Consider the following 24,027-nt stretch of genomic DNA (forward strand, 5'->3'; position numbering starts at 1 on the left):
CCCGATCAAGATGCACGTGGAGGCGCCGCCGATGACCGTAGCCATCGTCGAGAAACCTACGACTCTCGTGTTGCACGGCAATCCCGCTGAATCGGATGACAGCGCGGTGCTCTCGACCACCTGGGCTTTCCTCCTCCTCAAGCAGCCAGACGGGACCACAAAACTCCTCTCCCGAACTCGCTACCACCACAATAACGATTTCCGCTCCAAGCTTATGGGAGGTCAGTTGCTGATAGAGCCCATATCGTTCGTGATGGAGCGCAAAATGCTCAAGGTCATCAAAGCGCTCGTGGAGTCATCTCAATGACCTCTACTTCCCCGCCGACGACAAGACCATCGAATGGTGGACAGTTCTCAAGAAGTGGGTGGCACCTCGGTCTTGCCCCGATCTCGTAGACAGTTATCGTACTTAGCATCGTCATCTTAGGTCAGGGTGGGGGAAGCGGTGGCTGGGGCCGCGAAAGCGGGCGGCCGCTGGGAGATCGACACCGACCACCGCTTCTTCAACGACGACATCTCCTATGGCGTCTGCATCGCCAAGTGGATGGCCCAGGAGCTCGGCCTCGAGGTTCCGACCATGGACGGCCATCATCGCCTGGGCCCAAGAGCTGCGCGGCGAGAGCTATCTCGAAGACGGCCGGCTGCTGATCGACAGCCCCAGCCTCGCCGCGCCGCTGCGCTCCGGCATCCCGCCGGTCTACGGCATGCGCACCGTAGACGATGTGGTCGACTGAAACGGCCCCGGCGCGAGTCGCTCGAGCCGACGGCCTAGTCCCCGGTTCCAAAGCCGACCGGAGCTACCGAGAAGTCAGAGCGCCTATTGCACAAGAAACTGTGGAGGCGGGTGAGGTGACGGTACGCCGGCGAGCGCCGACGACCGAGACGGCACTGCGCCGGTTCTTCGGTCCTCGTGAGCGTTCGACCGACTCATCTCACCTAGCACCTCTTAGTGGGGGCACCTCTATGAGGGCAGCTCGGTGTCGGATTCAACATCGTAGATCAGCTCGAGCATCGAACTGGCCGCGGTATTGACTCCAGTCACGTGCTCGCGCTGGCCGGGGGTGAGACTGGTCTCCAAGAGTCGGCCCGACGTTTCGACGATGCCATTCAAGGGTTTCTGGATCTCATGACTCATCCGCGCAAGAAACTCGGACTTCGCGCGGTCGGCTCTCTCCATCGCGAGGAGAGCGCTGCGCCTCTGGGTTTCGTAGATGATGGAGATCGTCAGCAGCAGGAGAAGAAACGCCACTAGGCCGAACAGATCTATCCAGCGTTCCTGAATCGAGCTCAGCCGAACCGGCAGGCCGCGCCCGGAGAGCGTCAGCTATCCGAGAATCGCGTACTTGCCAGCGACCGCCAGCAGCCAGACGCCGGCCGCTCTCCGCTGCCCGAGGAACACCGCCAGCATCGGAACGGAGATGCTCCACATCAACGCCGAGACTGGATAGCCGCCTCTGACTACGCTGACTCCGACAACGGTTGCAAAAAGGGTCGCGAACAGAACATTGGCGGACATCGAGAGACTTCCACTCGTCCGGAGAATCAAGGGGATGGCGGCGATCGTGAACCCGGAGAGGAGCAGCGCGGTCGCTACTTCGAGCGAGGCACCCACCAAGACAAACACGAGTGCGAACACGGGACCCCAGACGAACCCACAGAACGACAGGAGGACCAGAATCCGTCCTCGACGGAACTCCTCGCTGCCCGCTTTCAGGTGGCCCGGAACAAACCGGTCCGCAAGAGAGACAATGCTCGACAGTTGCACGCCCGGCTAGTTTCTCACAGCCCTGCCCTAAGAGGTGTCCCCTAAGAGGTGCCAGCCTCCTCTGGATTGGGCGCACAGGGCGCCCTCAGGAAACGGGTGGCACCTCTATCTGGGGGGGCGCCACCCCTCTGGACGGTGTGCGCCGATTGGACCGGCCCGTACACTGACTCGGAGAGGTTTTCACGATGAGGATCCTCGTATACGGCGCAGGCTGCCTCGGCAGCCTCTACGCTGCACTGCTCACCGAGTCCCGGCAGGAAGTCACTATTCTGGCGCGGGGCGAGCGGCTTGCTCGCATCCAAAGCCATGGCATCGAACTGACGGAAGGCAAGTCGGGCCACGCGCTAGACGTTCGCGTGCCTGCGATCGAGGTTCTAGACCCGGCCGACGTCTTTGACCTCGTGCTGGTCGTCCTGCCGCGGCACCGGGTCGGCGAGGTGCTGCCCGCCCTGGGGCGCAGCGATTGCCGGAACGTCCTGTTCCTTGGGAACAACGCATCCGGCCCGGGGGAGCTCGTCGACGCGCTCGGCCCCGAGCGAGTTCTTCTCGGATTTCCGGGTGCCGCAGCCGTTCATGCGCGTGACCGCATCCGCTACCTCATCCTGTCGCGACGGGAACAACCCACCACCCTTGGAGAGCTCAACGGGGGACGAACGCCGCGGCTGCGAGCCATTGCCGACACCCTCAGCAGCGCCGGATTCCCGACTGCGACCAGCGCCAACGTGGACGCCTGGCTCAAAACCCACGCGGCCGAGGTCTCGCCCACGGCCAACGCCTTCTACCTGGCCGCCGGCGACCACCGCCGTCTCGCCCGCACCCCTGACGGAGTCCTGCTGATGCTCCGAGCCATTCGCGAGCTCTACGCTTGCCTGAACCGCCTTGAAGTGCCGATCACGCCAGCCGCTCACCGGGTCTTCCAGTGGCTGCCCGAGTCCGTCCTGCAATCGATTATGAAGCGGATGCTCGCAAGCGAGACCACCGCGATCAAGGTCGGCCACGCCCTTGAAGCCCGAGACGAGTGGCGAGTGATCGCCAAGGAGCTCCGCGTCCTCGCGGCATCGGCTGAGCTTCCAACGCCGGCGTACGACCAGCTGTGTAGATACCTTGACGCCGAAACTCCTCCGCTTCCGGACGGATCCGCAGTGCTGACCGCCCGACGGGCGGCCTAGCGCCGGGCAGGGAAAAGGGATAGACACCTGATCGCTCCGGGTGCCTTTCTCCCCAAAGGGTGCCTGTCCCCTTTTCTCCCACCAAAAGTCGCTCAGTCCATCCATCAACGCCTCATACTAGCCTCAACGGTGCTCACCGTGAGCCGGACTTGCACAGGAAACTGTGCACGTTCCGAGAAATGGGTGGCACCTCTATTGGGGGGCCTTAGGATCCCTCAGCAATAGCCAAATCGTGCTCCAAGTAGTTGATCCCCGGAATCGTCACTTCAATACCATCGGTGGAAGCAGTGTCGAGCCAGCCCTTTCTGGCTGCAGTGTCAATCAGGCTCTGCCGCAATGCGGAAGGTACCTTGAGGCCCGGGATGTCGCGATAGCAGGTGAAGATATGGTCGACCGAGATCGCCTCAATCTTCGCCAGCTGCTGTAGCCAGTACGCGAATATGAGATTCCGCTCAAAGTTCGTCGTAGGAGCGTATTTGCTGTAGAAGTCCCGGAGTCTGGGTCTGGAGCCTGAAGCTGACAGGTCCAGGTCTTGTACCAGAGCGGGCTTGCCACTGCCCTTCCGCGCGCTCCTCTTCGTTGACCTTTGTGCGTCGGCGCCCTTGGATACCGTTCGACGCTGGTCGGCAGGAGCGCTCTTTCGCCTTGTCGATGTGACATCCGTCAGCAGCTCCTTGTAGTCAGCGTAGATCATGCGTACAAACTCCTCGGTACCCTCCACCTCAACCGCCCTCTCCGCAAGATCGATCCTCAACCGTGTGTCAGCCATTTCATTCTCCTTTCCATTTCCCCAAAACAGGCTCTAAGCTTACGTGCTCGGCTCGTCTCACTGGGCGTTCAGACCATGCCTGCCAGGTGCAGAAGCTCCTCCGAAGCGAGTCGAACTCCATCGCGAACCCTGTCGATGTCGTTCTTTCGTGCATTGAATCGGCGGTTGTGAGCAGATTGATCTCCCAGCCTCTTGCAGTCCCTCAGACCTTTGGAGGTATTTCGGCCTGGCGAGATCGTCTTGTCTCTCTCGAGAATCGCTAGGAGCGCTGAGAACATCAGATAGTTGCCGTCGCTTCCCCTTAGCTCTGCTTGCCTCCCAAGATGCTCGTAGAGTTCTATTACGAGCGTTTCCAGCAGTCTGCGACACATGACGGCGCAACAATCGTAGAGGCCTCCGTCGTAACTTCCGTTGATCTGAGCCACGACCCGCTCCAGGTAACCGCGCGTCCCATCGAACAGCTCACGCGGAAGCACTGAGTCGCTTGGTTTGAGTGGCCTTACCTGCAGATACGTACCGAACTTCTGCTCGATCTCCTGTAGTGAGTTTGTCCGAATTCGAAAGGCGCCTCTCTTGGCCTTTGCCGTGAGTGGACTTCTGGTGAGGTTTTCCTTCAACCGCGTGAGGTTCTGACGTGCGTACCCTGCGTCCTCCATCGCCTCTCCGATCTCAGCTGCGGTCATCGAACTCCTACCGCCGACCAACTGGCCCCACCACAACAGCCCGACTGCTCGATCGGTCTGGGTCAACCTCGCTTGGCGAGCGAGCACTTCAAGAAACTCCGTCGAGGTTGGATTGCTCAACGGGCCTCCCACGTGTCAGATAGCCGCCTGATCATTCCTTGTTGTCCTTACTTTGGCGCGGCTTCTTCCCCTTCAGTACCTTGTAGGTCTCCTTGATGAAGGCTTCGCCATTGACAGTCAGTCGGTAGCCTTTGCCTTGCCTTCTGAACAAACTCTTTCCCCCCTTTCGAGCTTGGCGCATCGTCATGTCGGGGCGCTCAGGTATCGTGAGACCGGTGTCCTCAGCAATGCAGCGGAGGTCCTCCACTTGGATGGGGAAAACTCCATGCTGGAGGTAGAGCCAGGCCACAATGCGGAACAAACAACGACTCGGCCTCTCGGAAGAGTCAACGCTACTGAAGAACGACTCGTAGTCCGACTTCGACGGCTCCGCGCTCGATCCTCCGTCTCTCTCTTCCGCCCCGCCCGAACCTCCACCGACCTTTTCCTTCCCGAGCAGTTCATCCAGCGCTCGATTGAATGCGGCCTCTTGGAGGTTTTCGGGTACCTTCTTTGCCATCGCAGCCGCTACTTCCAGTGCCTTCTCAAGATCCTTCATTTCTCTCCTCCACAATTACTAGGCCTCAGCTCAGCGCGGCCAACTGCGGGATGCTCACGTGCGCCCTCAAGAACCACGCCAACTACAACTGGTCGCCTTCCGTGAGATCCCGAAGAAGACCAGACAACTCCTCTGTTCCAGGCCTGTTCATCTTGATCTCTCGGCTTCTGCCGCTGCCTTTGAAGCCAAACCACTTCTCCATTCCTCGGATCGTGGCTGCGAAGTTCGCCTGGTCGTACCTTCCGAAGTGTTCACACACCTCCCTAAGGCTGTCCACACGGGTCCACTCCTCAAGGCCTCCAAGCTGGCGACCGCCCGCAACCAGAATTGCCAGCTGCCTACTCGCTCCCGAATTGCTCTTCGCAAGCCTCCCACTTCCGACAACTACCGCGAGCTCTCCGTCGGACGCGTCGTAGACCTCCTCGACACGTGAGACCTCCATCCCGACGGCCTGAGCAATCCGACTCACCGTATCCCTAGCCACATCACCAGTTACGTCCCTCACCCCACCCCCGGTACCTCTATTCACTAGAGCCTCTCGGCTCATCAGCTCAACAGCCATCTTAAAACCAACCGGTCGCAGCTCCGGGGGGAGGTCAGCGCGCTCCAACTCTTTTAGCGCCCGACTCAGTAATTCATATACTTCCATAGCCATTGCTCCTCATTGCACGGTGGCCGTCAACCAAACTCACCTCTCAAGGGTCCAACGCAGCTTGACCGTACCACCCAAGGCGAGCCTGTGTCAAGTCAACATGGAATCTTGTCTTTCGTATCCAGGAATCTCTACGCAATCTGGACCACTTCACTCGGATGAAATGCGGCCGGCACGGCCACCAATGGCGTGCTCGCCTTCGATCGAATCGACATATTGACTCCAAGAATAGCCAGTATTATCCACTCCAGAACAAAGCATCGCCGGCCCAGACAAAGCTCGAGCGAGCAGGCCGAGGTGTCACGGAATTAGCCCGGCTCAGGTCGGCGTGGCGAGCACACTCTTATTCTCCCCGCATGATCTCTAACATATTATGGAATACCATATTGAACTAACCCTTAGTGCTCAGATAGATACAGCTAGGTCTATGCATGGAAATATTGCGGTTAGCAATCCCGAGAAGAAACAGGCCGCACTTCACTCGGATGAGATGCGGCCGGCACGGTCACCAACGGCGTGCTCGCCTTCGATCGAATCGTCTAGGCAGGCGGTGCTCCGCTCAAAGAGCGTCTGTCCACACCCGGAGCAGGCCCTCATCTCCTGACGATTCTCAGAATGAGGCTTTGTTGGCCTGAATCGCTGCCCGATCTGGTGGCCCCCTACCCCACCAACCCCCTAAACCCCTCCTCATCCACCACAGTGATTCCCAACTCCTCCGCCTTCTTCAGCTTCGACCCCGGCTTGTCCCCCACTACGACATAGCTGGTCGCTTTCGACACGCTCCCTACGACCTTCCCGCCCGCAGCCTCGACCAGCCTCTTCGCCTTGTCTCGGCTCATGGTCTCGAGTCCGCCGGTGAACACGAACTTCGCGCCTTCGAGCTTGCCGCCCTCGACGGAAGCCTCCGGCACGATCAGGTCCATCATCGCCAGCAGCTGATCGAGCACCTTGGCGTTGTGCTTTTCTTTGAAGAAGGCGACGATCTGTTCGGACATGCGCGGGCCGACGCCGTCGATGGTCTGGAGGGTCTCTTCGTCGGCGTTACGGAGGGCATCGAAGTCGCGAAAGTGGCTGGCGAGGTCACGGGCGGTGGTGAAGCCGACCTCCGGGATACCGATGCCGAAGATGAATCGGTGGAGGTCGGTCTTGGAAGCCTTGGCCATGGCGTCGACCAGGGCGGTGGCGGACTTCTCGGCGAATCCTTCGAGGTCGACGAGCTGCTCGGCGGTGAGCTCGAAGAGGTCGGGCAGGTGCTTGACGAGGCCGAGCTCGACGAACATCTTGGCGCTCTCTTCGCCGAGGCCCTCGATGTCGAGGGCATAGCGCGAGCCGAAGTGGATGATCCGGCCCTTCAACTGGGCCGGGCACTCGAAGCTGTTCGGACAGACCGAGAACGGGCCACGCTCGATGAGCTCGGTGCCGCACGATGGGCACGTCTCCGGCATCTTGAACTTGGGCTTCCGGCGCTTGCCCTTCTCCGGGATGCGCTCGACGACCTGGGGGATGACGTCGCCGGCCCGCTGGACGCGGATCTTGTCGCCCTTCCTGATGTCCTTCCTCGCGACCTCTTCGCGGTTGTGGAGGGTCGCGCGCGAGACGGTGACGCCGCCGATCTCGACCGGGCGCATCATGGCGACCGGGGTGACGACACCGGTTCGGCCGACGCTCGGGAAGATCTCGAGGACCCGAGTGATCTCTTTCCGGGGTGGGAACTTGAAAGCGTAGGCCCAGCGCGGATGGTGGGAGGTCGAGCCGAGCTCGTCGCGGGCGGCGATGTCGTCGAGCTTGATGACGACGCCGTCGATCTCGTAGTTGAGCTCGTCGCGGGAGTCGATCATCTGCTGGTGGTAGGCGGCGATCTCGTCAAGAGTCGTGACTCGGCGTGGGAGATCGTTGACCCGGAGGCCGAAGTCCTGCAGAGCTTCGAGCATTTCCCATTGGGTATTGGAGCCAGGTGCGCCGATCTCAGCCAGGTCTCCCACCAGCAGGTCGTAGACGTAAATGTCGAGTGGGCGCTCAGCGACCAGGCGCGGGTCGAGTTGGCGGAGTGCGCCGGCGGCGGTGTTTCGAGGGCTCGCGAAGGGCTCCTTGCCCTCGGCGATGAGCTTCTCATTGAAGGCCTCGAAGTCGTTGATCGGCATAATGACTTCGGCGCGGACGGCGAGGAGCGGTGGGACGCTCTTTCCCTTTGGTGCACGGAGCTTCAAGGGAACGGCTTTAATCGTGCGGACGTTCTCGGTGACGTCCTCCCCCACTTGGCCGTCGCCGCGGGTAACACCGCGGACAAAGCGGCCGTTCTCGTAGACGAGCTCCATCGAGGCGCCGTCGAGCTTGGGCTCGCAGACGTAGGCGATCTCGGTATCGGAGCCAGGCTCACCCAGAGCCTTTTCGATCCGACCCATGAAGCGCTCGACCTCGGAGAGCTCGGGGCTCGAGTCGAGGGAGCGCATGGGGGCGGTGTGCTCGACGGTCTCGAGGCCGTCGAGGGGGGCGCCGCCGACGCGCTGTGTGGGCGATTCCGGGGTGACGAGGTCGGGGTGCTCTTCTTCGAGGCGTTTTAGGTCACGGAAGAGCTTGTCGTAGGCCTCGTCGGAGACCTCGGGGCGGTCGCGGACGTGGTAGAGGTAGTTGTGGTGGTCGATCTCGGAGCGGAGCTCGGAGATGCGCGCCGATGCTTGCCTTCGGTTCATCGGTGTCTATCGTAAAGCGAAGCACAGTGAGGTCCAAGCACGGATAGTGTCGCGCGGGTGACACCCCTTCGGGAGCGAAGAGAGGCTCCTTTCGGGGTGCACCACGCGCTCCTTCCGGCACAGCGAGGAAGAACAAGACCGCGGTGGCTGTGCAGACAGCGTCGCAGGGGTGTCGCCCCTTCGGGAGCCATCGGGAGATGGAGAGGCTCCCTACCGTGTGGGACTCTTCGCTCGGCTCAGAGTGACGGCCGGCGGCATAGGGCGAGCCCCGCTCCGAGATCGAGCGGAAGGGACACGAAGAGGAGGGCCGGCAATGCCGGCCGCTACAACCCCCAGTCGACAGGGACGTCGACCGCTACAAGCGCCGGGGACAGAGACCCGACGCAACTGCCAACGCGGTCGGCCGCTACAACCCTCCCTCGAGGCGCGCGATGCGCTTGTCCTGCTCGATCGCATGAAGTGTCAGCTCTTCGATCTTCTCGAGCAAATGTGTGATGAAGAGGTTGAGATTGAGGCCTTCGGACTCGACGGTCTCCGCGCTCGGCACGTTCGGCAGCCGCTTCTCGGTTTGGATGAACCGCTCGAGCTCGTCGAGGGGCATGAGCTCGTAGCCGGGCTCGAAGACGTAGTCCGGATGGATCGGGACGCCCTTGAGATAGACGTGCCCCTCCCCGGTGATGCCAAAGACGGCTTCGCCACGCACCCGCGGCCGGGTCCCGGGCCCTGGCCTTAGGCTGGTGGCTTTCGTGATCACGAAATCGTCCAGGGCGTCGGCCGTGGTCAGGCCGCCTTCGATGGCGCCGATCCCGGCCAGCCACTTGACGCCATTGGCCTCGTTCTCGAAGACGATCGAGGTCGGCCTTCCCTCCTGGCGCAGGTGCAGCGATGCCGCCGGTGCGTCGGTTCCGAGGCCGACGCGGCCGTCGCTGCCGACGAAAAGCGCGTCGGCAGGCGCGTCCGGCTCGATCCGAAAGACCAGCTTGGCGTCGTGAGTAGCGTCGCGCACGTAGAAGTGGTCCTCGTTCGCGCCGACGTCCCAGCTCTGAGGGTCCCATCCCATCGAGCCGTCCTGCTCGAGGCGCAGGGTCGGGGTGTTGCCGGTGATCACGTGAAGCTCGGTCGCAGGCGTCGAAGTGCCGAAGCCGATGCGGCCCGCCTGGTCGATGAAGAGGGCGTGGCCGGGAGCCCCACCCTCGATCGTGAACGGCGTCTCGCCCGAGGTGATGTCATCGATCGAGAACTTGTCGGCGCCACCGTTCTCGCGCTCGTTGATCGTGATCTGCCAGTCGTTGGAGGGGTAGGCGGAGGTCGTCGAAGTATCCTCGAACTTGATCCTCAGGGTGTCCTCCTTCAAGAGAATGGTGTCGTAGCCGAAGGCGGGATGGTCTTCGCAGCCCCAGCCGACACACAGGCTTTGTTGGCAGACGACGTTCTCGTCGAAGATCTCGTTGGCGGTAGCCGGCGGCGCCACCGCGAAGAGCACAGTCGCCAGCGCGACGGGAAGGACAAGGAGTGTCTTACTGATCTCTTCCCTCATTTCTGACCTCCTTTCCCTCTCGGCTCCTTGGCGTTCGGGTCGGGCGCGATGAGCTTGCCGTCGCGGACGGCAAAGACACCGCTCCAAACCTTGGGGCGGCGCTCGAGCTCGCCGGACATCAAGAGGAGCCGACTGGTCTCCTCGCGCTTGCCGGTCTTACGGCCCGCTTCGAGGGCCTTCTTGGCCTCCGGGCTCAACACTGGAACCGGCCGCAGCTCGTAGCGGTAGCGCCCGTCCGGAAGCGCCTGGCCGTCGGCGCCGAAGGGCTTGAACAGCACCGGTTCGCCGGCAGCGAATTCCAGACCCCAATGATCGAAGGGGCCGGACACGGTGACGATCACCTTCTCGTACTGCTCGCCCAGAGTCCACTCGACGGCATCTGCGACCGTCATCTTGGCTACGGTCGGGTCCGCGGGCTTAGCCTCCTGTGCCAGGCCGGCGGCAGCACCGCACAGAACGACGACAAGGACCAGGCAGGTGAAGAGTCTCACTTCTTCACTCGGCATGATGGACCTCCTTTCGCCCCAGTTTCGGAGCGCCCCCATCCGGTCACAACACCCCATCGGGTAGGTATCAGGGTCAGCGTCGGGGTATCGATGATCGGAGGATGAGGACAGCGGGCGGATCTGCTGCGAGCGCTGGGCGAGAGCGAGTAGGCGGCGATAGTGTCGCGCGGGTGCGACCCCTTCGGGAGCAAAGAGAGGCTCCCTCAGGGGACCACCGCGCGCTCCTTCAGGCACAGAGCCGACCTCGATGTGCTCCACGGCAAGCGGGCGCCCGCGTGCCGTCTTTACCTTCTGCTCAGGACGAACTGTTGGTCCTGCGCCGTTGAGGGCCGGCCGCGTGCGCCTCGGAGCGAGCCTCTCCATCTGCTGATGGCTCGTGGAGAGGCGGCACCGGCGGCCCACTATCGGTAGTGTGGATCGAGCTGGCCTCGGCGACGCCAAAACGGCCGACGTCCTTCGCTTCCCTCGGAGGCGGGCGGTGGTCGATCGCAACTAGGGATTCTTCGCTCCGCTCCGCTCAGAATCACGGGGAGGGATCGACGACCGCCCCGACCTCGATGACGACGGCATCGGAGGGGACGTGCCACTCTCGAAGAAGACCCTTGATCTCTGACTCCGGAGCCTCCCCAGTCACCACGATCTTCAGCCGATTGGCGACTTCGTCGAGATCGGCTGAGTCGACTCCCGGGAGCGCCAGGATCTCGCCGAAGTTCCGGTACCAGCTCTGAAGCTCGAGGACGGAGTAGCGACCTTCAACCAGGCGCACCTTCTCGGCCTTGCCCTCGAGGCTGTCTTCGAAGACGGTTTGCAGGGCCGCCTCGAGCTCGATCTGTTTGGCCTTGCGCTCCTTTCTGCTCAGCCGACCGAGGTTCTTGACGACGATCTGAAGAGCATCGCCCTTCAAGTACATGCCGCCGAAGTCGGGAACCAGCTCACCCACTTCGACGAACTGATCGTCGAGGGTGACGATTCGGGGGCCGGTGTAGGCGGGCTTGGTGGTCGGGTCAGGTTTCTCGTCGGCGGCGCGGGTCGAGAGCGAGAGGAGCGTGACGAACACGGCGGCTAGGGTGGCGGCCGAGAGGAGGGGCGCTCTCCTGTTCATGGGATTCACTATCGTACAAGAGTGTCTGCGGCGCAGATACCGATAGTGTCGCGCGGATGACACCCCTCCGGGGGCGAAGAGAGGCCCCCTCCGGGGTGCAACACACGCTCCTTCATTAACCGAGACGACTCAGTGAGTTATCTCGGTACGGCTTTTGATGTTTCGAGTCGACTTGACCGGTGCCAAAGAGATGCTGAGCTTTCTCGCTACGCTCGGAATGACAGATAGAGCGCTGCCTCGAGGGACTCGGGGCAGCAGGAATGACAAGACGGTCGACACGGTGGTCGACTGCTACACACTTCGGCCGACGAAAGGCCGGCCGCGTGCGCCTCGGAGCGAGCCTCTCTGCGCTCGCGGAGAGGCGGCACCGGCGGCCTCTATCGAGACGTGGATCGAACGACAATCGGCGACGCGAAAAGCCCGGGATCTCGCGGCAGCGGGATCCCGCACCTTTCAAGAGCTCCGCCCCTCTTACACCTTCGCCGGAACTTTTTCCCAGTCGCTCGCCGGGGCGTCACGGGCGATGGCGAGGCCGCCGTCGGAGCCGACGAAGACGGGGTCATCGACGCGCTTGACGGAGCCGCCGCCGTATTCCTCGAGCGCCCCCTCGAGGCTCTCGCTCAGGCCGCGGGTGAGCGCCGAGCCGCCGGTGAGGAGGACGTGGTTTCGCACCTCGCTCTGATACTCAGGCTCGACCTTGGCGAGAAGCTCGATCATGGTCTCGGTGACCGGTGCCACAAGGCTCTCACAGGCCGAGCGGATCTCGGCGGTGATGTCGATCTCGGTGGGCTTGCCCTGGACCGGAGCGGTGACCTTGACGGGACCCTCGGGCTCGCCGACGAAGGCGTGCTTCTCTTTCCACTCGCGCACCATGTGCTCGGAGAAGGTGACGTCGGGATGCGAGGCCGAGATGAGCTTCTGGAGCTGCTCGTCGATCGAGTCGCCGGCCTGAGTGAGGGTGCGCTGGTCTTCCTCGGTCGGAAAGCGGCCCTTCATGACACAGAAGTCGGCCGTGCCGGCACCGACGTCGATAATGAGCGAGTGCAGCAGGGCGTCGAGTCCGTAAGCCACCGCAAACGGCTCGGAGACGATCATCAACGACTCGACCAAACCGGCAAGCACGTTGCGGAGCTGCTGCTTGTTGACGCGCATGGCCTCGGCGGGAACGCCGATGACCGCGCGCACCGGTTGGCCGGACTTGATGCCCGCGCGCTTGAGCAGATGGCTGATGATCTCGCGGACCGCCTGGAGGTCCTTGTCCGAGCCCTCCTTGATCAGCCCCCGCTCGAGCGGCCGGTGGAGATCGAGCATGACGCGGTTCTTGAGCGCCTCTTCGCCGATCAGGATCTTTTTCTTCAGGACCTTTTTCGCGACCATATCGGCCGGCCAGCCGACGTAGCTGTCGACCACGAACTTCTGCCCGTCCGAGGCCGAAATCGAGCTACGGGACGTGCCGAGGTCGATGCCGACGTGCAAAACACCTTCTTCTTCTGTCGCTTCTTTCGCTGTCATGTTTCAGCTTCCTCTCAAGCTCGTCTGGTTCAACTCGCTCGCATAGCCCTCGATACCTCGAGAAAGCGCCTCGGCAATGAACTGACGATATTCGGGGGTCATCAATAATCTAGCCTCTCGTTCGTTCGACAGGCAGGAAACTTCGGCCAAAATCGCCGGCATCTCGGTCCCCGTCAGAACGATGAACGGAGCCTTCTTGACTCCCCTGTTCTGCAGGGTCGGATTGATTCGACGGAGGGAATTGTACAGGGAACTCTGCACCGATCGAGCGAGTTTCTGAGATTCGTCCTGACGCACATCGGCGAAAACCCGATCGAGCATCCGGCGAAAGTCGGCAAGCGAGTAGCCGGAGTGCTGGTTCTCGGCGGCGGCGAGCTCGGTGAGAAAGGGGTCGTCGGTCGGGCCGAGGTAGTAGGTCTCGACGCCACGAACCTGTTGGGTCTCGATCCAATTGAGGTGCACCGATACGAAGAGGTCACCGTTGTTCGAGTTGGCGATCTCGGCCCGCTCTTCGAGCGAGATAAAGGTGTCCTCGGTGCGGGTCAGCGCGACCTCGAAGTCGGCCTTCTCGAGCAGCAGGCTCAGACGCTCCGAGATGTCGAGCGCGATGACCTTTTCGGTAAGGCCGTCGGGTGATCTGGTGCCGAGGTTCTCGCCGCCATGGCCCGGGTCGAGAATGATCTTCTTGACACCCAGGGGAAAGACAGTGCGGTCGAGCGCCGTGGCCGCGGCGAGGTTGTCGGTGGGCTTGGCAGGAGCTCCAGCGGCGTCGCCGGCATCCCGGGCCGACCCCACCAGACCCAGCGCGCCGGGAAGCGAGAACAGCTGGTCACTGCCGACGCGGGTATCCTCCGCCACCCGCTCGGCGAACTCGGCGCTGCGCAGCTCGACCCAGCTCTCGGCGGCCTTCGAGCCCAGATAGCCGGCGAAAAACACCGCAACCGGCAAGGTGAGCAGGAAAACGATACGCGCGTAGATCTGCAGCCTCTGCTCTTTGCTCCGACGACGGAAACGGTAGCGGCCGCGGATGACATCCAGGTTCTCGCGCACGGCCTCGCTGATGACGCGCTGCTTGATGTCTGCCAGGTCGCTCATCGCGGTACTTCGAGAAAAGCCGATCGGGTCAAGGGTATGTCACCCAGCCGGACGCCGCGAGTGAAAATCTCCACTCCTGGCGCCACTTTGCGCCACCGACGACTCGGAGAATCCTACCAGTCCGAGTCGCCATTCTCGCCGGTCTCGAGTTGAACCGGCGGTCGACACCGGGGGCCATGAGAGGATCGACAGGTGCCGACGACATCAGCGACCGAGCCGCAGGAACGGCGCCCCCACCCCAACCTCTTCAAGTACTACTTGCTCGAGTCGCTGCTCCTGGGGCCGTTCTTTTTCGTCGCGCTGATCCCACGGTTCCTGCGCTACCGCACGCTTCGCTACCGCTGGGATGATCAGGGGATCACCGCGCGCTGGGGAGTCATGTTCCGGCGCGAGATCAGCCTCGACTTCGAGCGCATCCAGGATATTCATCTGAGCAGCAACTTCTTCGAGCGCTGGCTGGGGCTGGCCAAGGTGCAGGTGCAGACGGCCTCGGGATCGTCCAAGGCCGAGATGACGGTCGAGGGCCTCCAGGACTTCGCCGAAGTGCGCGATTTCCTGTACGCGCGCATGCGCGGCGTACGCCACGCCGAGAGGGCCGCGCCCGGAGACGCTCCACCGGCGCCGTTGCCGCCCGCGGCAACACCAGCGACGGACGAGGTGGTGCGCGCGCTCAAGGCGACCGCGGCCGAGCTGCGCGCGTTACGCCAAGAGCTCTCGGCGCGGCGCGCCGGCGGTGCGGCCGAGGTGAGCGACCCGGAGCTCTCCGGAAGGAAACCCGTCGAGGACCGCGACCGATGAGAGCGCGCCTGCTCGCCCTGCTGCGCGTGCCCGAGCGGCCCGATCCCCCACCGGGTTCGGGGGATGCGCTCGAGACCTTTCGCGCCGCGCGGGGATTCCTTCACTACAGCGTGCTCATGTGGTTTCCCAAACAGATCGCGGCGTTCGCCGGCCTGATGGCCTCGCTGGCTTTCTTCGGCGGCATCGACGATGTACCCATCGAACTGGTGGACGCCAAAGGCTGGGATTGGCTGGTGAGCAAGCTCGGCGGCATCGAGCTCACGGTCGGGCCGTTCGACCTGACGCTGACCACAGCCATCGGCTTCTTCGAGATTCTGGCCGTCTTGACGTGGGCCGGCCAGCTGATCTTCACCGGGCTCCTGCTCAAGCCCTCCTGGGAGCTGCGCTGGTACATGGTCGGAGAGCGCTCGCTGCGGATCCGACACGGACTGTGGTCGGTGCGCGAGCAGACCATGACCATCGCCAACATCCAGAACATGATCGTGCGGCAGGGGCCGGTGCAGCGTCTGTTTGGAATCTCGGATCTCGAGGTCCACACCGCCGGCGGTGGATCGGGAAGCGGCATGGGGGAGGATCCGACGGAACAGAAAGACAGCTTTCACGTCGGCCGCTTCCGCGGACTCGAGGACGCCTCGGCGCTACGCGACACGATTCGCGAGCGGCTACAGGCGGTCCAGGGCCTGGGAGCGAAGAGTCAGGTGGCGACCGAGGCGAAGGGTGTCGAGGAGACCGGCGATCTCGCCGCCGCGGCGCACGCGGTCCTTGCCGAAGCCCGGGCGTTGCGGCGGGTCGTGTGAATCGAGATGAGACACCAAGCAAGAGGGTCCCGGATAGACTCGGTGGTGCCATGACCCCATCCGTTCCGCGGCTCCTGAGTCTCATCCTCTGCGCGGGCCTTGCTGCCGCCTCGCTCAGCGCACAGTGCGACGCGCCGATCGACCTCGGTCGCGGCCCGATCGCGTTCGAGGTGCCGTCCTCGTACGATCCGGCGACGCCGGCTCCGCTCGTCATTACGCTCCATGGCCGCGGCGCGGACGGTGCCTCGCAGGAGTCGTATTTTCGCTTCGCGGAGTTCGCCGAGGAGCTCGGGTTTCTCTACGCCTACCCGGACGGAGACATCGACGTCCAAGGAGCCCGCTTCTGGAACGGGACCGACGCTTGCTGTGACTTCTTCGACAGCGGCATCGACCACTCGTCGTACGTTCGTGAGCTGATCGAAACGGTGCGCCGGCAATGCAGCGTCGACCCCTTTCGAATCTACTTCGTCGGGCACTCGAATGGCGGCTTCATGGCGTACCGGATGGCGTGTGACCACGCCAAAGTAGTGGCGGGAATCGCGAGCCTCGCGGGCGCGACGTTTTTCGACATGGAAGACTGCGCTCCGAGCGATCCCGTCCACGTGCTCCACATTCACGGCACCCTTGACACGATCATCCGCTACGCCGGAGGCCTGAACGGAGCTTCCCTCTACCCGGGTGCTGTGCGGAGTGCGGAAACCTGGGCGGCCTACAACCAGTGCTCTCCCGAGAGCGAGACGGTGCCCGAGCGGCTGAACCTGGATACGCAGGTCATCGGAAACGAGACCGTGGTGCAGCGCTGGGGCCGCGACTGCCGGCCCGGCGGCTCGGCCGAGCTCTGGACGATCGGCGGAGGAGGGCATGTGCCCGGCATTACACGCGACTTCCGGTATGGAGTGGTCGAGCACCTGCTCTCGCACCCGGCATGCCGCCGAAAGGAGAGGCTCAAGAGGCCCCGGTGCAGCGCCGCCGGCACGCTCAAGCTGAAGCTCCGCAAGGGCGTGCCGGGAGACAGCTACGGCTTACGGCTCTCGACCGGCGAGACCCTCGAGGGCATGCTCAGCGCCAGCGGCAAGGCGACCTTGCGTATCCGCAAGCTCTCCCCGGGCTCGGCAACAGCGACGGTCACTTGGGGCTGTGGCGCCAGCACTTCACGCTCGTATACCTGTCCCTAGGACAGCACGGATGGCCTGACCACAAAGGAGACCTAGATGCTCAAGGACCGCATTCCCGAGATTCAGAAGGCCCTCGCCCAGATGGGAGTCGACGGCTGGTTCTTCTCCTGTTTTCAGCAGAGCGACCCGGTGGCACTGGAGCTCCTGGGGCTGACCGGCGATCATCTCGTCACCCGTCGCTGCTACTACTTGATTCCCGCCCAGGGTGAGCCGCGCCGGCTGATGCACAAGCTCGAGCCCAGGATGCTGGCGCATCTACCGGGCAGCGAGAGCCACTACCTGACCTGGGCCGAGCACCGGCAGGGACTCGAGGCGCTGATGGCCGGCTGCACGACGGTCGCGGCTCAGTACTCGCCGAACAACGCGCTGCCCGCGGTATCGCGGCTCGACGCCGGCACGGTCGAGCTGCTCTCGGGCCTCGGCGTCGGAATCACCTCGTCGGCCGACCTGGTTCAGAAGTTCGCCGCGGTCTGGAGCGACGAACAGCTCGCGAGCCACCGGCGCGCGAATACCCATCTGCACGAGATCGTACTGCTCGCCTTTGATCTCGTCGCCGACACGCTCAAGGGCGGCAACGAGATTCAGGAGTACAAAGTCCAGCAGTTCATTCTCGAGCAGTTCGACAAGCGCGGCATGTGGACCGAGTCGCCACCGATCGTGGGCGCGAACGAGCACAGCGCGGACCCTCACTACCAACCGGGTCCGGATCTGACCACGGCGATCAAGAAGGGCGATTTTCTCTTGATCGATCTATGGGCCAAAGAAAAGCCCGAGGTATCGGGCTCAGGGGCCATCTATGGCGACATCACCTGGTGTGGTGTGTGCCGGGCCGAGCCCACCGAGCGCGAGATCGAGCTCTGGAGCACCGCGGTCGCGGCGCGCGACGCGGGCTGGCAGCTCATCGCCGACAACTATCCGAGCAACGTGGTGCGCGGGTTCGAGGTCGACGACGCGACCCGCAACGTGATCGAGGCCGCCGGCTTCGGCGAGTGGTTCATCCATCGCACCGGTCACTCGATCGGGATCCAGGATCACGGCCAGGGCGCCAACATGGACAACCTCGAAACTCACGACACCCGGCCGCTCGAGCCGATGACCGGATTCTCGATCGAGCCCGGAATCTACCTGCCGGGCGAGTTCGGGGTGAGGACAGAGATCAACGTCGCCCTGACCCCGGAGGCCGCCGAGATCACCGGGGCGGCGCCGCAGATCGACCTCCTGCGGCTGCTAGCGTAGCCAAGACGGTCGACGCCCTTCGCTTGGTTCGAGGGCAGGCAGTGGTCGACCGCTACGAACGACTCCGGCGATTCGCTGCTGAAGGCCGGCCGAGTGCGCTTCGGAGCGAGCCTCTCCATCTCCTGATGGCTCGCGGAGAGGCGACACCGGCGGCCTCTATCGCGTGTGGATCGAGGTGTCCTCGGCGACGCCAAGACGGCCGACGCCCTACTCCTTCTTCGCCGCGTAGAGGACCTTTCGCATCGAGGGATACCCCATTTCGGTGCGCAGGATTCCGATCTGGCCGATGTGGTACGACTCGTGCCAGGCGATGAACGTCAAGCGACCTCTGAGAGTTGGATCCGGAATCGGAAAGCCACCCTCCTCCTCCGCGAGCGCTTCTTCGTCGGTGATCGCGTCGAGAGCGGCGTGCAGCTTCCCGGCCGCCTCGTCCCAGCCGGCCTTGAGCTCGGTGATCGGAGGGTAGGCCGAGCCGTCTTTCGAACCGACGCCGGCGCCGTGGAGATCCTGAAAGGGGTTCTCGCTGGCGACGCCCAGGGACTTCAGAAGCCCGTAGCGTGAGGACGTGATGTGGCCGACCAGATAGGCGATCGAGCTGCCGTCGCCGTTTTTCAGCCGATGCACCGCATCCTCCTGGCTCAGGTCGGAAAGACCCAGAGAGAGCATCTCGGAGTTGAATCGAAACAGGGTGGCCGCGGGGAGGATGAGTTCACTCATGGGTATCTCCTATTTGGTGGCTGAGCCCGTCGACGTTGGCATGCAGCACCGATTTGGCGACCTCGAGTTGCATGGTGAGTGTGTCTTGCATCCTTACTCCTTCCTCAGTTGGACTTGGGTCACCTCTCCGAGGGCGTCGAGCACCCGTTGAAACCCGTCCAGGTCTTTCGATTCGACGAGATCGAGAATGCTCTTCTCGAAAGCCTCCACGAGCTTGCGGGCATCACGTCCCACCCGAGCGCCCTCGGCCGTAGCCTCGATCAGGAAGCCGCGACGATCCTCCGGGTCGATCGAGCGCACGATCCAGCCGCGGCGCTCCAGGCGGTCGAGAAGGCTGGTCAGAGTGGACGGCTTGTGGCCGAACACCTTGCGCAGCTCGACGATCCTCGAAGGACCGTAGGCCGCCACGAAAGCCAGCAGGTGGCCGTCGGCTCCTTCCATTCCCTGAGCTCGGACGGCATCGCCCAGGTAGAGGCTCATCTGGCGCATGGCCTTGTGCAGCGGCGAGACGACTTTAAGTGGCTTCATGTCACAGTTGTTACGACATCGTTTTATCCGATTTCGTATTATCTCCGATCGTAGCAACTTGTCAAGCGAGGCACCGATTCCGGCGATTCGCGGCTCGAGGCCGGCCGCGTGCGCCTCGGAGCGAGCCTCTCCATCTCCTGATGGCTCGCGGAAAGGCGACACCGGCGGCCTCTGTCGGGTGTGTGGATAGCGGTGTCCCCGGCAATGCCAAGACGCTCTACACCCTTCGCTTCGCTCGAGGGGTAAGCGGAGGTCGACGACCTCAGGTCGCTCGAAGGCCGTCGGTGGTCAGCGGCACCAACCGCACCGGAACGTACTTGTGGTACGGCGTCTTGGCAATCGGATCACAGTGATCGGACGAGGTCAGCCGGTTGATCCGGGGGCCGTTCTGCTCCTCGTCGCCGCCCTGGCCGCGATAGGTCTGGCCGTAGCCGTGCGGTAGGGAAAGACAACCGGGGCGCACCGAGTCATCGGGCTGGATCACCACTTCGACCGAACCGGTTCGCGACTGGCAGACGGCGAGCTGGCCGGCCGCGAAGCCCAGGCGCTCGGCATCTTCGGGATGGATGCGTAGGGCCCCTTCGCGGTCCCTCCGTCTCCACTCCGGATCGCGGTAGATCTGGTTGGCGTTGTAGGAACGGCGCTCGCCCGAGGCGAGAACGAACGGAAAATCGGCGCTGAGGTGCTGATCGGTCGACTCGTCGCGGAGCGCGCCCAGTTCTTCGAGCATCTCGGGGACCTCGAGATGAATCTTGCCATCGTCATGCCGGACCAGCGTCCACATCTCGTCATAGGTGTGGGTGCTGATCGGCACCGCCGTCTCGCTCGCGAGGATGGCCTGGAAGAGGGACTCACCCAGTGCCGTACCGTCTCCGCGATGCCCGGCGCGGCGCACTTGCTCCGGATGGCGGCGGGCGTAGAACTGACACGAGCCCCAGATTGCGGCGGCCGCGGCCGCGCCCTCGACTCTCTCGGCCAGGGCCCGGCCGAGCGTCGAGTAGAGCACCAGGCTCGCGACCTTTTTGAGTCTCGGGCGCAGCGCGAGGGTCGCGGCAAGGGCCTTGGGAAAGAGACCCAGCGCCGGCATGCGGCGATCGAGCTTCGCGACGGCTTCCAGGATCGGAAAGCGCGCCGGCAGCTCCCCCATCGCCACCATCAGCCGCCGGTAGATCTCGGGCTCGGCCAGGGTGTCGCCGCTCGGCTCGACGATCGGGCGGCGCAGGTGGAAGTAGTTGGTCGGGAAGCTGAGCGTGAAGAACGTGGCCTCCCACTTCTCATACTGCGAAGGCGCGGGCAGCACGTAGTCGGCCAGCCGCACCGTCTCGGTGTCGGCGACATCTATCGCGACTAGCAGCTCGAGCTTCTCGAACGCTCGCCCATAGGCGCCGGTGTCGGCGGCCGTCTGCATGGGGTTCGAACTGTCGACGATCAGCGCCCGGATCCGCTCGGGGTGGTCGGTGTCGATCTCCGCCGGCAGGATGTTGGGCGGATAAAACTTGCTGATCTCGCGCATGCCGGTGACCCGGGTGGTCTTGCCGCCGGCTCCGGGCTCGCGCGAATGGCCAATGAGCGGCACGAGTTGGGTGTGAAGGTTGTTGCCGCCCTCGCGACCGAAGTTGCCGGTGACGAGGCTCAGGAGCTTCTCGAGATAGGTATTGAGGGTCGAGTGCAGGCTGTGTTCGACGCCCAGATCGTGGCGGGTGCAGGCGCTCTCGGCGGCGGCGAAGCCGCGCGCGATCTTTCGAAGCAGGTCGGCCTCGACGCCGGCGCGCTCGGCGTATTCGTCGACCGGAACCTCGGCCAGCTGCCGGAAGAGCTCCTCGTGGCCGGTCGTTCGCCTGGCCAAGAACTCCCGATCCTCGAGGCCCTCCTGGACGATGACCGCGAGCAGTGCCGCCATCAGGAAAGCGTCGGTCCCCGGCCTCACCTGGAGGTGGACGTCGGCCAGCTCGGCGGTCTCGGTGCGGCGCGGATCGACCACCACCAACGTCCGGTTCGGGTCCTTGCCGATCTCGCGAATGACCTGGCGCGCCCGCGGAATACCGTGCGCCTGCCAGGGATTGGCACCGATGATGATGACGAAGTCGCTCTCTTCGATGCCCTCGGTCACGTGACAGGTCTGGCGCCCGAAGAGCTTGCCGTTGACCCAGAAGTCTCCAGTCTTCTCCTGCGCCAGCGAGTTGTAGATGTAGGGCGTGCCGAGCGCCGCTCGAAAGGGCACGGCGTAGGCTCCGCCCAGGTGGTTCCCTTGCCCACCGCCGCCGTAGTAGGCGATGGCGTGGCCGCCGTGGGCCTTGCGGATCTCACCGAGCTTCGCCGCCACCTCGCGGATGGCCGTGTCCCAGTCGATCTTCTCGAAGCTGCCGTCGGGCGTACGACGGAGCGGATGGGTCAACCGGCCGGCGTGGTTCTGGTAGTAGTCGAGGCGCGAGGCCTTCTGGCAGAGGTAGCCCTGGGACGTCGGATGATTCCGATCGCCACGGATGTGCTTGAAGCGGGGTTTCTCGGCACCGCGATCGACTTCGATCTCGATGCCGCAGTTGAGGCTGCAGAGATTGCAGGCGGTGGCCTGCCAGTTGGAGTGGGTCGCCTGAGTCATGGGGAGTGAGCATACAGCGAGGGCGAGTTTCGGTGCCGGAGTCAACTCCTTCCCAGCTCGTGCCCGTCTCCACTCGAAGGGCCAGTCCTGGCCTCTTCTCTCGGCCCCGTCGAGGTCGTCGACGGACACCGGGGACACGATTCTGTCGTGTCCCCTCCCAACTGGTTTTCCGAGAGTCCCCGAGCTCTGAAGGAGAGCGCGCCGATAGTGGGCCGCCGGTGCGCTCTTCTTCACTCGCCGACGGCTCGCTCAGGGGGCTCGCCGCAAGCGCCCCAGGAATCGACGACTCGAAGGCCTCGAACGATGAGCGCGTAGCGGCGCGCAGGCGAGAGCCCACCCGTCGAAGGCCTCCCAGCTCGAGCCGTCCCCTGGCGAATACCTGCCGACCGCCGCAGACCTTATAGCCCGAGCCGTCCCCTGACGAATCACCTGCCGACCGCCGCTGATGCGCGGCGCCGATCGGCAACGCCGGCCGGCCGCACGAGCGCGTGCGGCTACCGCGGCCGGAGCGCCGACGCGGCCAGAAGGCGCAAGCGCCCGGCGAGACCGAGTCGCGCGCCGGCGCCGGAGCCGCCCTCGCTCAACAACCGAAGCAATGCCCTCTTGCCATAGCTTGCTGCCCGTCTCCAGCCGGCTGGTGCGATCGCGACCCGAACCGAGCGAACCGACTCGATCCACGCATCGAGATCGTCCGCCGTACCGCCGGTGGCGGCGCGCGCGAGCGCGACGTCGATCAGGGGCGCCAGGCCGCGCGCGGCCGCGGTCCCGACTCCCGAAGCCCCGAAGAGAGTTTCGAACACCGGCCGGCCGACGGGGGCGAACTCGTCCGCCAGCGCCACCCTTCGCGCGCAAGCCACGAGTCGGTCCAGCGCTTCTTGTGGCCACGGCTCGATCTGGTTTTCGTTCGCCATTGCCACGAAGACCGGTTCACCGGGAGGGCCGCCATCCAGCGCTTCCTCGGTGCGAAACTCCCAGGCGTTGATCTGTGCGAGGCGATCACCATCGAGACCCGCGAGGCCGGGCCGGCACGCCAGATCGAAGAGCGTCACCGTCCAGGCAGTCAGGACCTGAGCTCGACGACGGCGCTTCTTCGAGAGCAGGATCAGCGCCGGGGCGAAGTCGCCGAGCGCCTGGCGAGCGATTCGGGAACATACGAGCTCCGCCCGCGCCGGATCCGGGTCGTTCGACGGCGGGCGCATTTCGTCCGCCAGCCGGCTGTGCCGGCTGCGACCGAGAGCGTCCGCCCGCCAGGAAGCGTCGGGGACACCGTTCCTCGGCGCCCCCTCCGCATCGGTCGCTTCGAGCAGATCGATCGCTCCGGGCGGCCGGCCGGGCGGCAGAGGTTTGGCGGTCACGCAGCCGGCTCGACCAGGATCTTTGCCGCGGCTCTCAAGCCCAGGCTCAGGCCGACGCCTTCGGACATCTCCAGCCTCATGGCGTCGGCGGCCCGGTCGAGTTCGAGGACGCGCACGCGGCTGCCCAGCTTCAAGCCCTCGCGCTCGAGGAGCTGAAGGAACTCGGCGCTCTGGTCGACGATCCGCGCGACGACGACGTCCTCGCCCACGCCGGTGCGCGCCAGCGAGGACTGGTCCAGAGTCGGCACTTCGCCACCGGCGGTGGGAATCGGGTCCCCATGAGGATCGACGGTCGGCCCGCCGAGCATCTCGTCCATTAGCTCGAGCAGACGGTCCGAAACCGCGTGCTCGAGGCGCTCGGCCTCGGGGTGAACCTCGCTCCAGCCCATGCCCATGACCTGGACCAGAAACAGCTCGATCAGACGGTGCCGGCGCAGAACGTGGAGAGCCAGCTGCCGGCCGGAGTCGGTGAGCAGCACGCCGCTGTAGGGCTCGTAGTCGACCAGGCCGCTGTCGGCCAGGGTCTTGACCATGGTCGTGACCGTGCCCGGCGTGAGCTCGAGAGCGGCCGCGATCCGGCCCATGCCGACTCTCCTCCCCGGCTCGCGCTGCTCCTCGAGCGAGATCTGCTTGAGGTAGTCCTCGACGGTACTGGTCGGCATCGCGCTGTCATTCCTCGAGACG

At 64.1% G+C, this 24,027-nt stretch carries 24 protein-coding genes; 7 read left to right on the top strand and 17 right to left on the bottom strand.

Features of this window, described 5'->3' with window-relative positions:
- The first annotated feature begins 31 nt into the window (after positions 1 to 31).
- Together GY769_16070 and GY769_16075 are read left to right on the top strand one after the other, a co-directional pair.
- A complete protein-coding gene (locus tag GY769_16070; GenBank protein MCP4203434.1) occupies positions 32 to 307 on the top strand; it encodes a hypothetical protein in 276 nt (91 codons plus the stop codon).
- 214 nt (positions 308 to 521) lie between these two features.
- Positions 522 to 734, top strand: coding sequence for a hypothetical protein (locus GY769_16075; GenBank protein ID MCP4203435.1), 213 nt, complete (start codon positions 522 to 524; stop codon positions 732 to 734).
- A gap of 227 nt (positions 735 to 961) precedes the next feature.
- On the opposite strand, the gene GY769_16080 is transcribed toward GY769_16075, so the two are convergent.
- Together GY769_16080 and GY769_16085 are read right to left on the bottom strand one after the other, a co-directional pair.
- Positions 962 to 1,249: a hypothetical protein gene (locus GY769_16080; GenBank protein ID MCP4203436.1), complete on the bottom strand. Its 288-nt coding sequence runs from the start codon at positions 1,247 to 1,249 to the stop codon at positions 962 to 964.
- A gap of 75 nt (positions 1,250 to 1,324) precedes the next feature.
- Positions 1,325 to 1,765, bottom strand: a complete 441-nt coding sequence (locus GY769_16085; protein ID MCP4203437.1) for a hypothetical protein — start codon at positions 1,763 to 1,765, stop codon at positions 1,325 to 1,327.
- A 185-nt stretch (positions 1,766 to 1,950) separates the two neighbouring features.
- On the opposite strand from GY769_16085, the gene GY769_16090 reads away from it, so the two are divergent.
- Positions 1,951 to 2,934, top strand: coding sequence for a ketopantoate reductase family protein (locus GY769_16090; GenBank protein ID MCP4203438.1), 984 nt, complete (start codon positions 1,951 to 1,953; stop codon positions 2,932 to 2,934).
- Between the two features lie 205 nt (positions 2,935 to 3,139).
- Here GY769_16090 and GY769_16095 read toward each other — a convergent pair whose 3' ends face one another.
- From GY769_16095 to GY769_16140, 10 genes are all read right to left on the bottom strand, one after another.
- Entirely contained in the window at positions 3,140 to 3,703 is a 564-nt protein-coding gene (locus GY769_16095) for a hypothetical protein (protein ID MCP4203439.1), read from the bottom strand.
- A gap of 68 nt (positions 3,704 to 3,771) precedes the next feature.
- Positions 3,772 to 4,386, bottom strand: coding sequence for a hypothetical protein (locus tag GY769_16100; protein MCP4203440.1), 615 nt, complete (start codon positions 4,384 to 4,386; stop codon positions 3,772 to 3,774).
- 151 nt (positions 4,387 to 4,537) lie between these two features.
- Positions 4,538 to 5,044, bottom strand: a complete 507-nt coding sequence (locus GY769_16105) for a hypothetical protein (GenBank protein MCP4203441.1) — start codon at positions 5,042 to 5,044, stop codon at positions 4,538 to 4,540.
- Between the two features lie 82 nt (positions 5,045 to 5,126).
- Positions 5,127 to 5,693 (bottom strand): hypothetical protein, encoded by a 567-nt coding sequence (locus GY769_16110; GenBank protein MCP4203442.1) that lies wholly within the window; start codon positions 5,691 to 5,693, stop codon positions 5,127 to 5,129.
- A gap of 662 nt (positions 5,694 to 6,355) precedes the next feature.
- Positions 6,356 to 8,386 (bottom strand): NAD-dependent DNA ligase LigA, encoded by a 2,031-nt coding sequence (ligA, locus tag GY769_16115; GenBank protein MCP4203443.1) that lies wholly within the window; start codon positions 8,384 to 8,386, stop codon positions 6,356 to 6,358.
- Positions 8,387 to 8,792: 406 nt separating this feature from the next.
- Positions 8,793 to 9,923 carry a hypothetical protein gene (locus GY769_16120; protein ID MCP4203444.1) on the bottom strand — a complete coding sequence of 377 codons (1,131 nt, stop codon included), beginning with the start codon at positions 9,921 to 9,923 and terminating at the stop codon, positions 8,793 to 8,795.
- The gene (locus GY769_16125; protein ID MCP4203445.1) at positions 9,920 to 10,429 is read right to left on the bottom strand and encodes a hypothetical protein; all 510 of its coding nucleotides are present in this window, start codon (positions 10,427 to 10,429) and stop codon (positions 9,920 to 9,922) included. The genes GY769_16120 and GY769_16125 overlap by 4 nt, the downstream gene beginning before the upstream one ends.
- Before the next feature lie 523 nt (positions 10,430 to 10,952).
- Positions 10,953 to 11,531: a hypothetical protein gene (locus GY769_16130; protein ID MCP4203446.1), complete on the bottom strand. Its 579-nt coding sequence runs from the start codon at positions 11,529 to 11,531 to the stop codon at positions 10,953 to 10,955.
- Between the two features lie 471 nt (positions 11,532 to 12,002).
- On the bottom strand, positions 12,003 to 13,043 hold the full coding sequence (locus GY769_16135) for a hypothetical protein (GenBank protein ID MCP4203447.1): 1,041 nt from the start codon (positions 13,041 to 13,043) through the stop codon (positions 12,003 to 12,005).
- 3 nt (positions 13,044 to 13,046) lie between these two features.
- Positions 13,047 to 14,138, bottom strand: a complete 1,092-nt coding sequence (locus GY769_16140) for an N-acetylmuramoyl-L-alanine amidase (GenBank protein ID MCP4203448.1) — start codon at positions 14,136 to 14,138, stop codon at positions 13,047 to 13,049.
- A gap of 192 nt (positions 14,139 to 14,330) precedes the next feature.
- On the opposite strand from GY769_16140, the gene GY769_16145 reads away from it, so the two are divergent.
- Genes GY769_16145 through GY769_16160 form a run of 4 tightly spaced genes read left to right on the top strand, consistent with a single transcriptional unit; the run spans position 14,331 to position 18,144 of the window.
- Positions 14,331 to 14,936, top strand: coding sequence for a PH domain-containing protein (locus GY769_16145; protein MCP4203449.1), 606 nt, complete (start codon positions 14,331 to 14,333; stop codon positions 14,934 to 14,936).
- A complete protein-coding gene (locus GY769_16150; GenBank protein MCP4203450.1) occupies positions 14,933 to 15,733 on the top strand; it encodes a PH domain-containing protein in 801 nt (266 codons plus the stop codon). The genes GY769_16145 and GY769_16150 overlap by 4 nt, the downstream gene beginning before the upstream one ends.
- A gap of 50 nt (positions 15,734 to 15,783) precedes the next feature.
- Entirely contained in the window at positions 15,784 to 16,908 is a 1,125-nt protein-coding gene (locus GY769_16155) for a hypothetical protein (GenBank protein MCP4203451.1), read from the top strand.
- A 36-nt stretch (positions 16,909 to 16,944) separates the two neighbouring features.
- Entirely contained in the window at positions 16,945 to 18,144 is a 1,200-nt protein-coding gene (locus GY769_16160; GenBank protein MCP4203452.1) for a M24 family metallopeptidase, read from the top strand.
- A 207-nt stretch (positions 18,145 to 18,351) separates the two neighbouring features.
- Here the strand turns inward: GY769_16160 and GY769_16165 are convergent, their stop codons facing one another.
- From GY769_16165 to GY769_16185, 5 genes are all read right to left on the bottom strand, one after another.
- A complete protein-coding gene (locus GY769_16165) occupies positions 18,352 to 18,861 on the bottom strand; it encodes a DinB family protein (protein ID MCP4203453.1) in 510 nt (169 codons plus the stop codon).
- A gap of 93 nt (positions 18,862 to 18,954) precedes the next feature.
- Entirely contained in the window at positions 18,955 to 19,389 is a 435-nt protein-coding gene (locus GY769_16170) for a winged helix-turn-helix transcriptional regulator (protein MCP4203454.1), read from the bottom strand.
- A 262-nt stretch (positions 19,390 to 19,651) separates the two neighbouring features.
- On the bottom strand, positions 19,652 to 21,988 hold the full coding sequence (locus GY769_16175; GenBank protein MCP4203455.1) for a molybdopterin-dependent oxidoreductase: 2,337 nt from the start codon (positions 21,986 to 21,988) through the stop codon (positions 19,652 to 19,654).
- Between the two features lie 494 nt (positions 21,989 to 22,482).
- A complete protein-coding gene (locus GY769_16180) occupies positions 22,483 to 23,343 on the bottom strand; it encodes a hypothetical protein (GenBank protein ID MCP4203456.1) in 861 nt (286 codons plus the stop codon).
- The gene (locus GY769_16185) at positions 23,340 to 24,005 is read right to left on the bottom strand and encodes a metal-dependent transcriptional regulator (GenBank protein ID MCP4203457.1); all 666 of its coding nucleotides are present in this window, start codon (positions 24,003 to 24,005) and stop codon (positions 23,340 to 23,342) included. Before GY769_16185 ends, GY769_16180 begins: the two co-directional genes overlap by 4 nt.
- Positions 24,006 to 24,027: the final 22 nt, after the last annotated feature.

The sequence above is a fragment of the bacterium genome, from assembly GCA_024224155.1.
In the GTDB taxonomy this organism is placed as follows: Bacteria; Acidobacteriota; Thermoanaerobaculia; order Multivoradales; family JAHEKO01; genus CALZIK01.

Coding starts and splice junctions, on each gene's coding strand:
- GY769_16070 (MCP4203434.1), top strand. CDS start 32: ATGACCGTAGCCATCGTCGAGAAACCTACGACTCTCGTGTTGCACGGC.
- GY769_16075 (MCP4203435.1), top strand. CDS start 522: ATGGCGTCTGCATCGCCAAGTGGATGGCCCAGGAGCTCGGCCTCGAGG.
- GY769_16090 (MCP4203438.1), top strand. CDS start 1,951: ATGAGGATCCTCGTATACGGCGCAGGCTGCCTCGGCAGCCTCTACGCT.
- GY769_16095 (MCP4203439.1), bottom strand. CDS start 3,703: ATGGCTGACACACGGTTGAGGATCGATCTTGCGGAGAGGGCGGTTGAG.
- GY769_16100 (MCP4203440.1), bottom strand. CDS start 4,386: ATGACCGCAGCTGAGATCGGAGAGGCGATGGAGGACGCAGGGTACGCA.
- GY769_16105 (MCP4203441.1), bottom strand. CDS start 5,044: ATGAAGGATCTTGAGAAGGCACTGGAAGTAGCGGCTGCGATGGCAAAG.
- GY769_16110 (MCP4203442.1), bottom strand. CDS start 5,693: ATGGAAGTATATGAATTACTGAGTCGGGCGCTAAAAGAGTTGGAGCGC.
- ligA (MCP4203443.1), bottom strand. CDS start 8,386: ATGAACCGAAGGCAAGCATCGGCGCGCATCTCCGAGCTCCGCTCCGAG.
- GY769_16120 (MCP4203444.1), bottom strand. CDS start 9,923: ATGAGGGAAGAGATCAGTAAGACACTCCTTGTCCTTCCCGTCGCGCTG.
- GY769_16125 (MCP4203445.1), bottom strand. CDS start 10,429: ATGCCGAGTGAAGAAGTGAGACTCTTCACCTGCCTGGTCCTTGTCGTC.
- GY769_16130 (MCP4203446.1), bottom strand. CDS start 11,531: ATGAACAGGAGAGCGCCCCTCCTCTCGGCCGCCACCCTAGCCGCCGTG.
- GY769_16135 (MCP4203447.1), bottom strand. CDS start 13,043: ATGACAGCGAAAGAAGCGACAGAAGAAGAAGGTGTTTTGCACGTCGGC.
- GY769_16140 (MCP4203448.1), bottom strand. CDS start 14,138: ATGAGCGACCTGGCAGACATCAAGCAGCGCGTCATCAGCGAGGCCGTG.
- GY769_16150 (MCP4203450.1), top strand. CDS start 14,933: ATGAGAGCGCGCCTGCTCGCCCTGCTGCGCGTGCCCGAGCGGCCCGAT.
- GY769_16155 (MCP4203451.1), top strand. CDS start 15,784: ATGACCCCATCCGTTCCGCGGCTCCTGAGTCTCATCCTCTGCGCGGGC.
- GY769_16160 (MCP4203452.1), top strand. CDS start 16,945: ATGCTCAAGGACCGCATTCCCGAGATTCAGAAGGCCCTCGCCCAGATG.
- GY769_16165 (MCP4203453.1), bottom strand. CDS start 18,861: ATGAGTGAACTCATCCTCCCCGCGGCCACCCTGTTTCGATTCAACTCC.
- GY769_16170 (MCP4203454.1), bottom strand. CDS start 19,389: ATGAAGCCACTTAAAGTCGTCTCGCCGCTGCACAAGGCCATGCGCCAG.
- GY769_16175 (MCP4203455.1), bottom strand. CDS start 21,988: ATGACTCAGGCGACCCACTCCAACTGGCAGGCCACCGCCTGCAATCTC.
- GY769_16185 (MCP4203457.1), bottom strand. CDS start 24,005: ATGCCGACCAGTACCGTCGAGGACTACCTCAAGCAGATCTCGCTCGAG.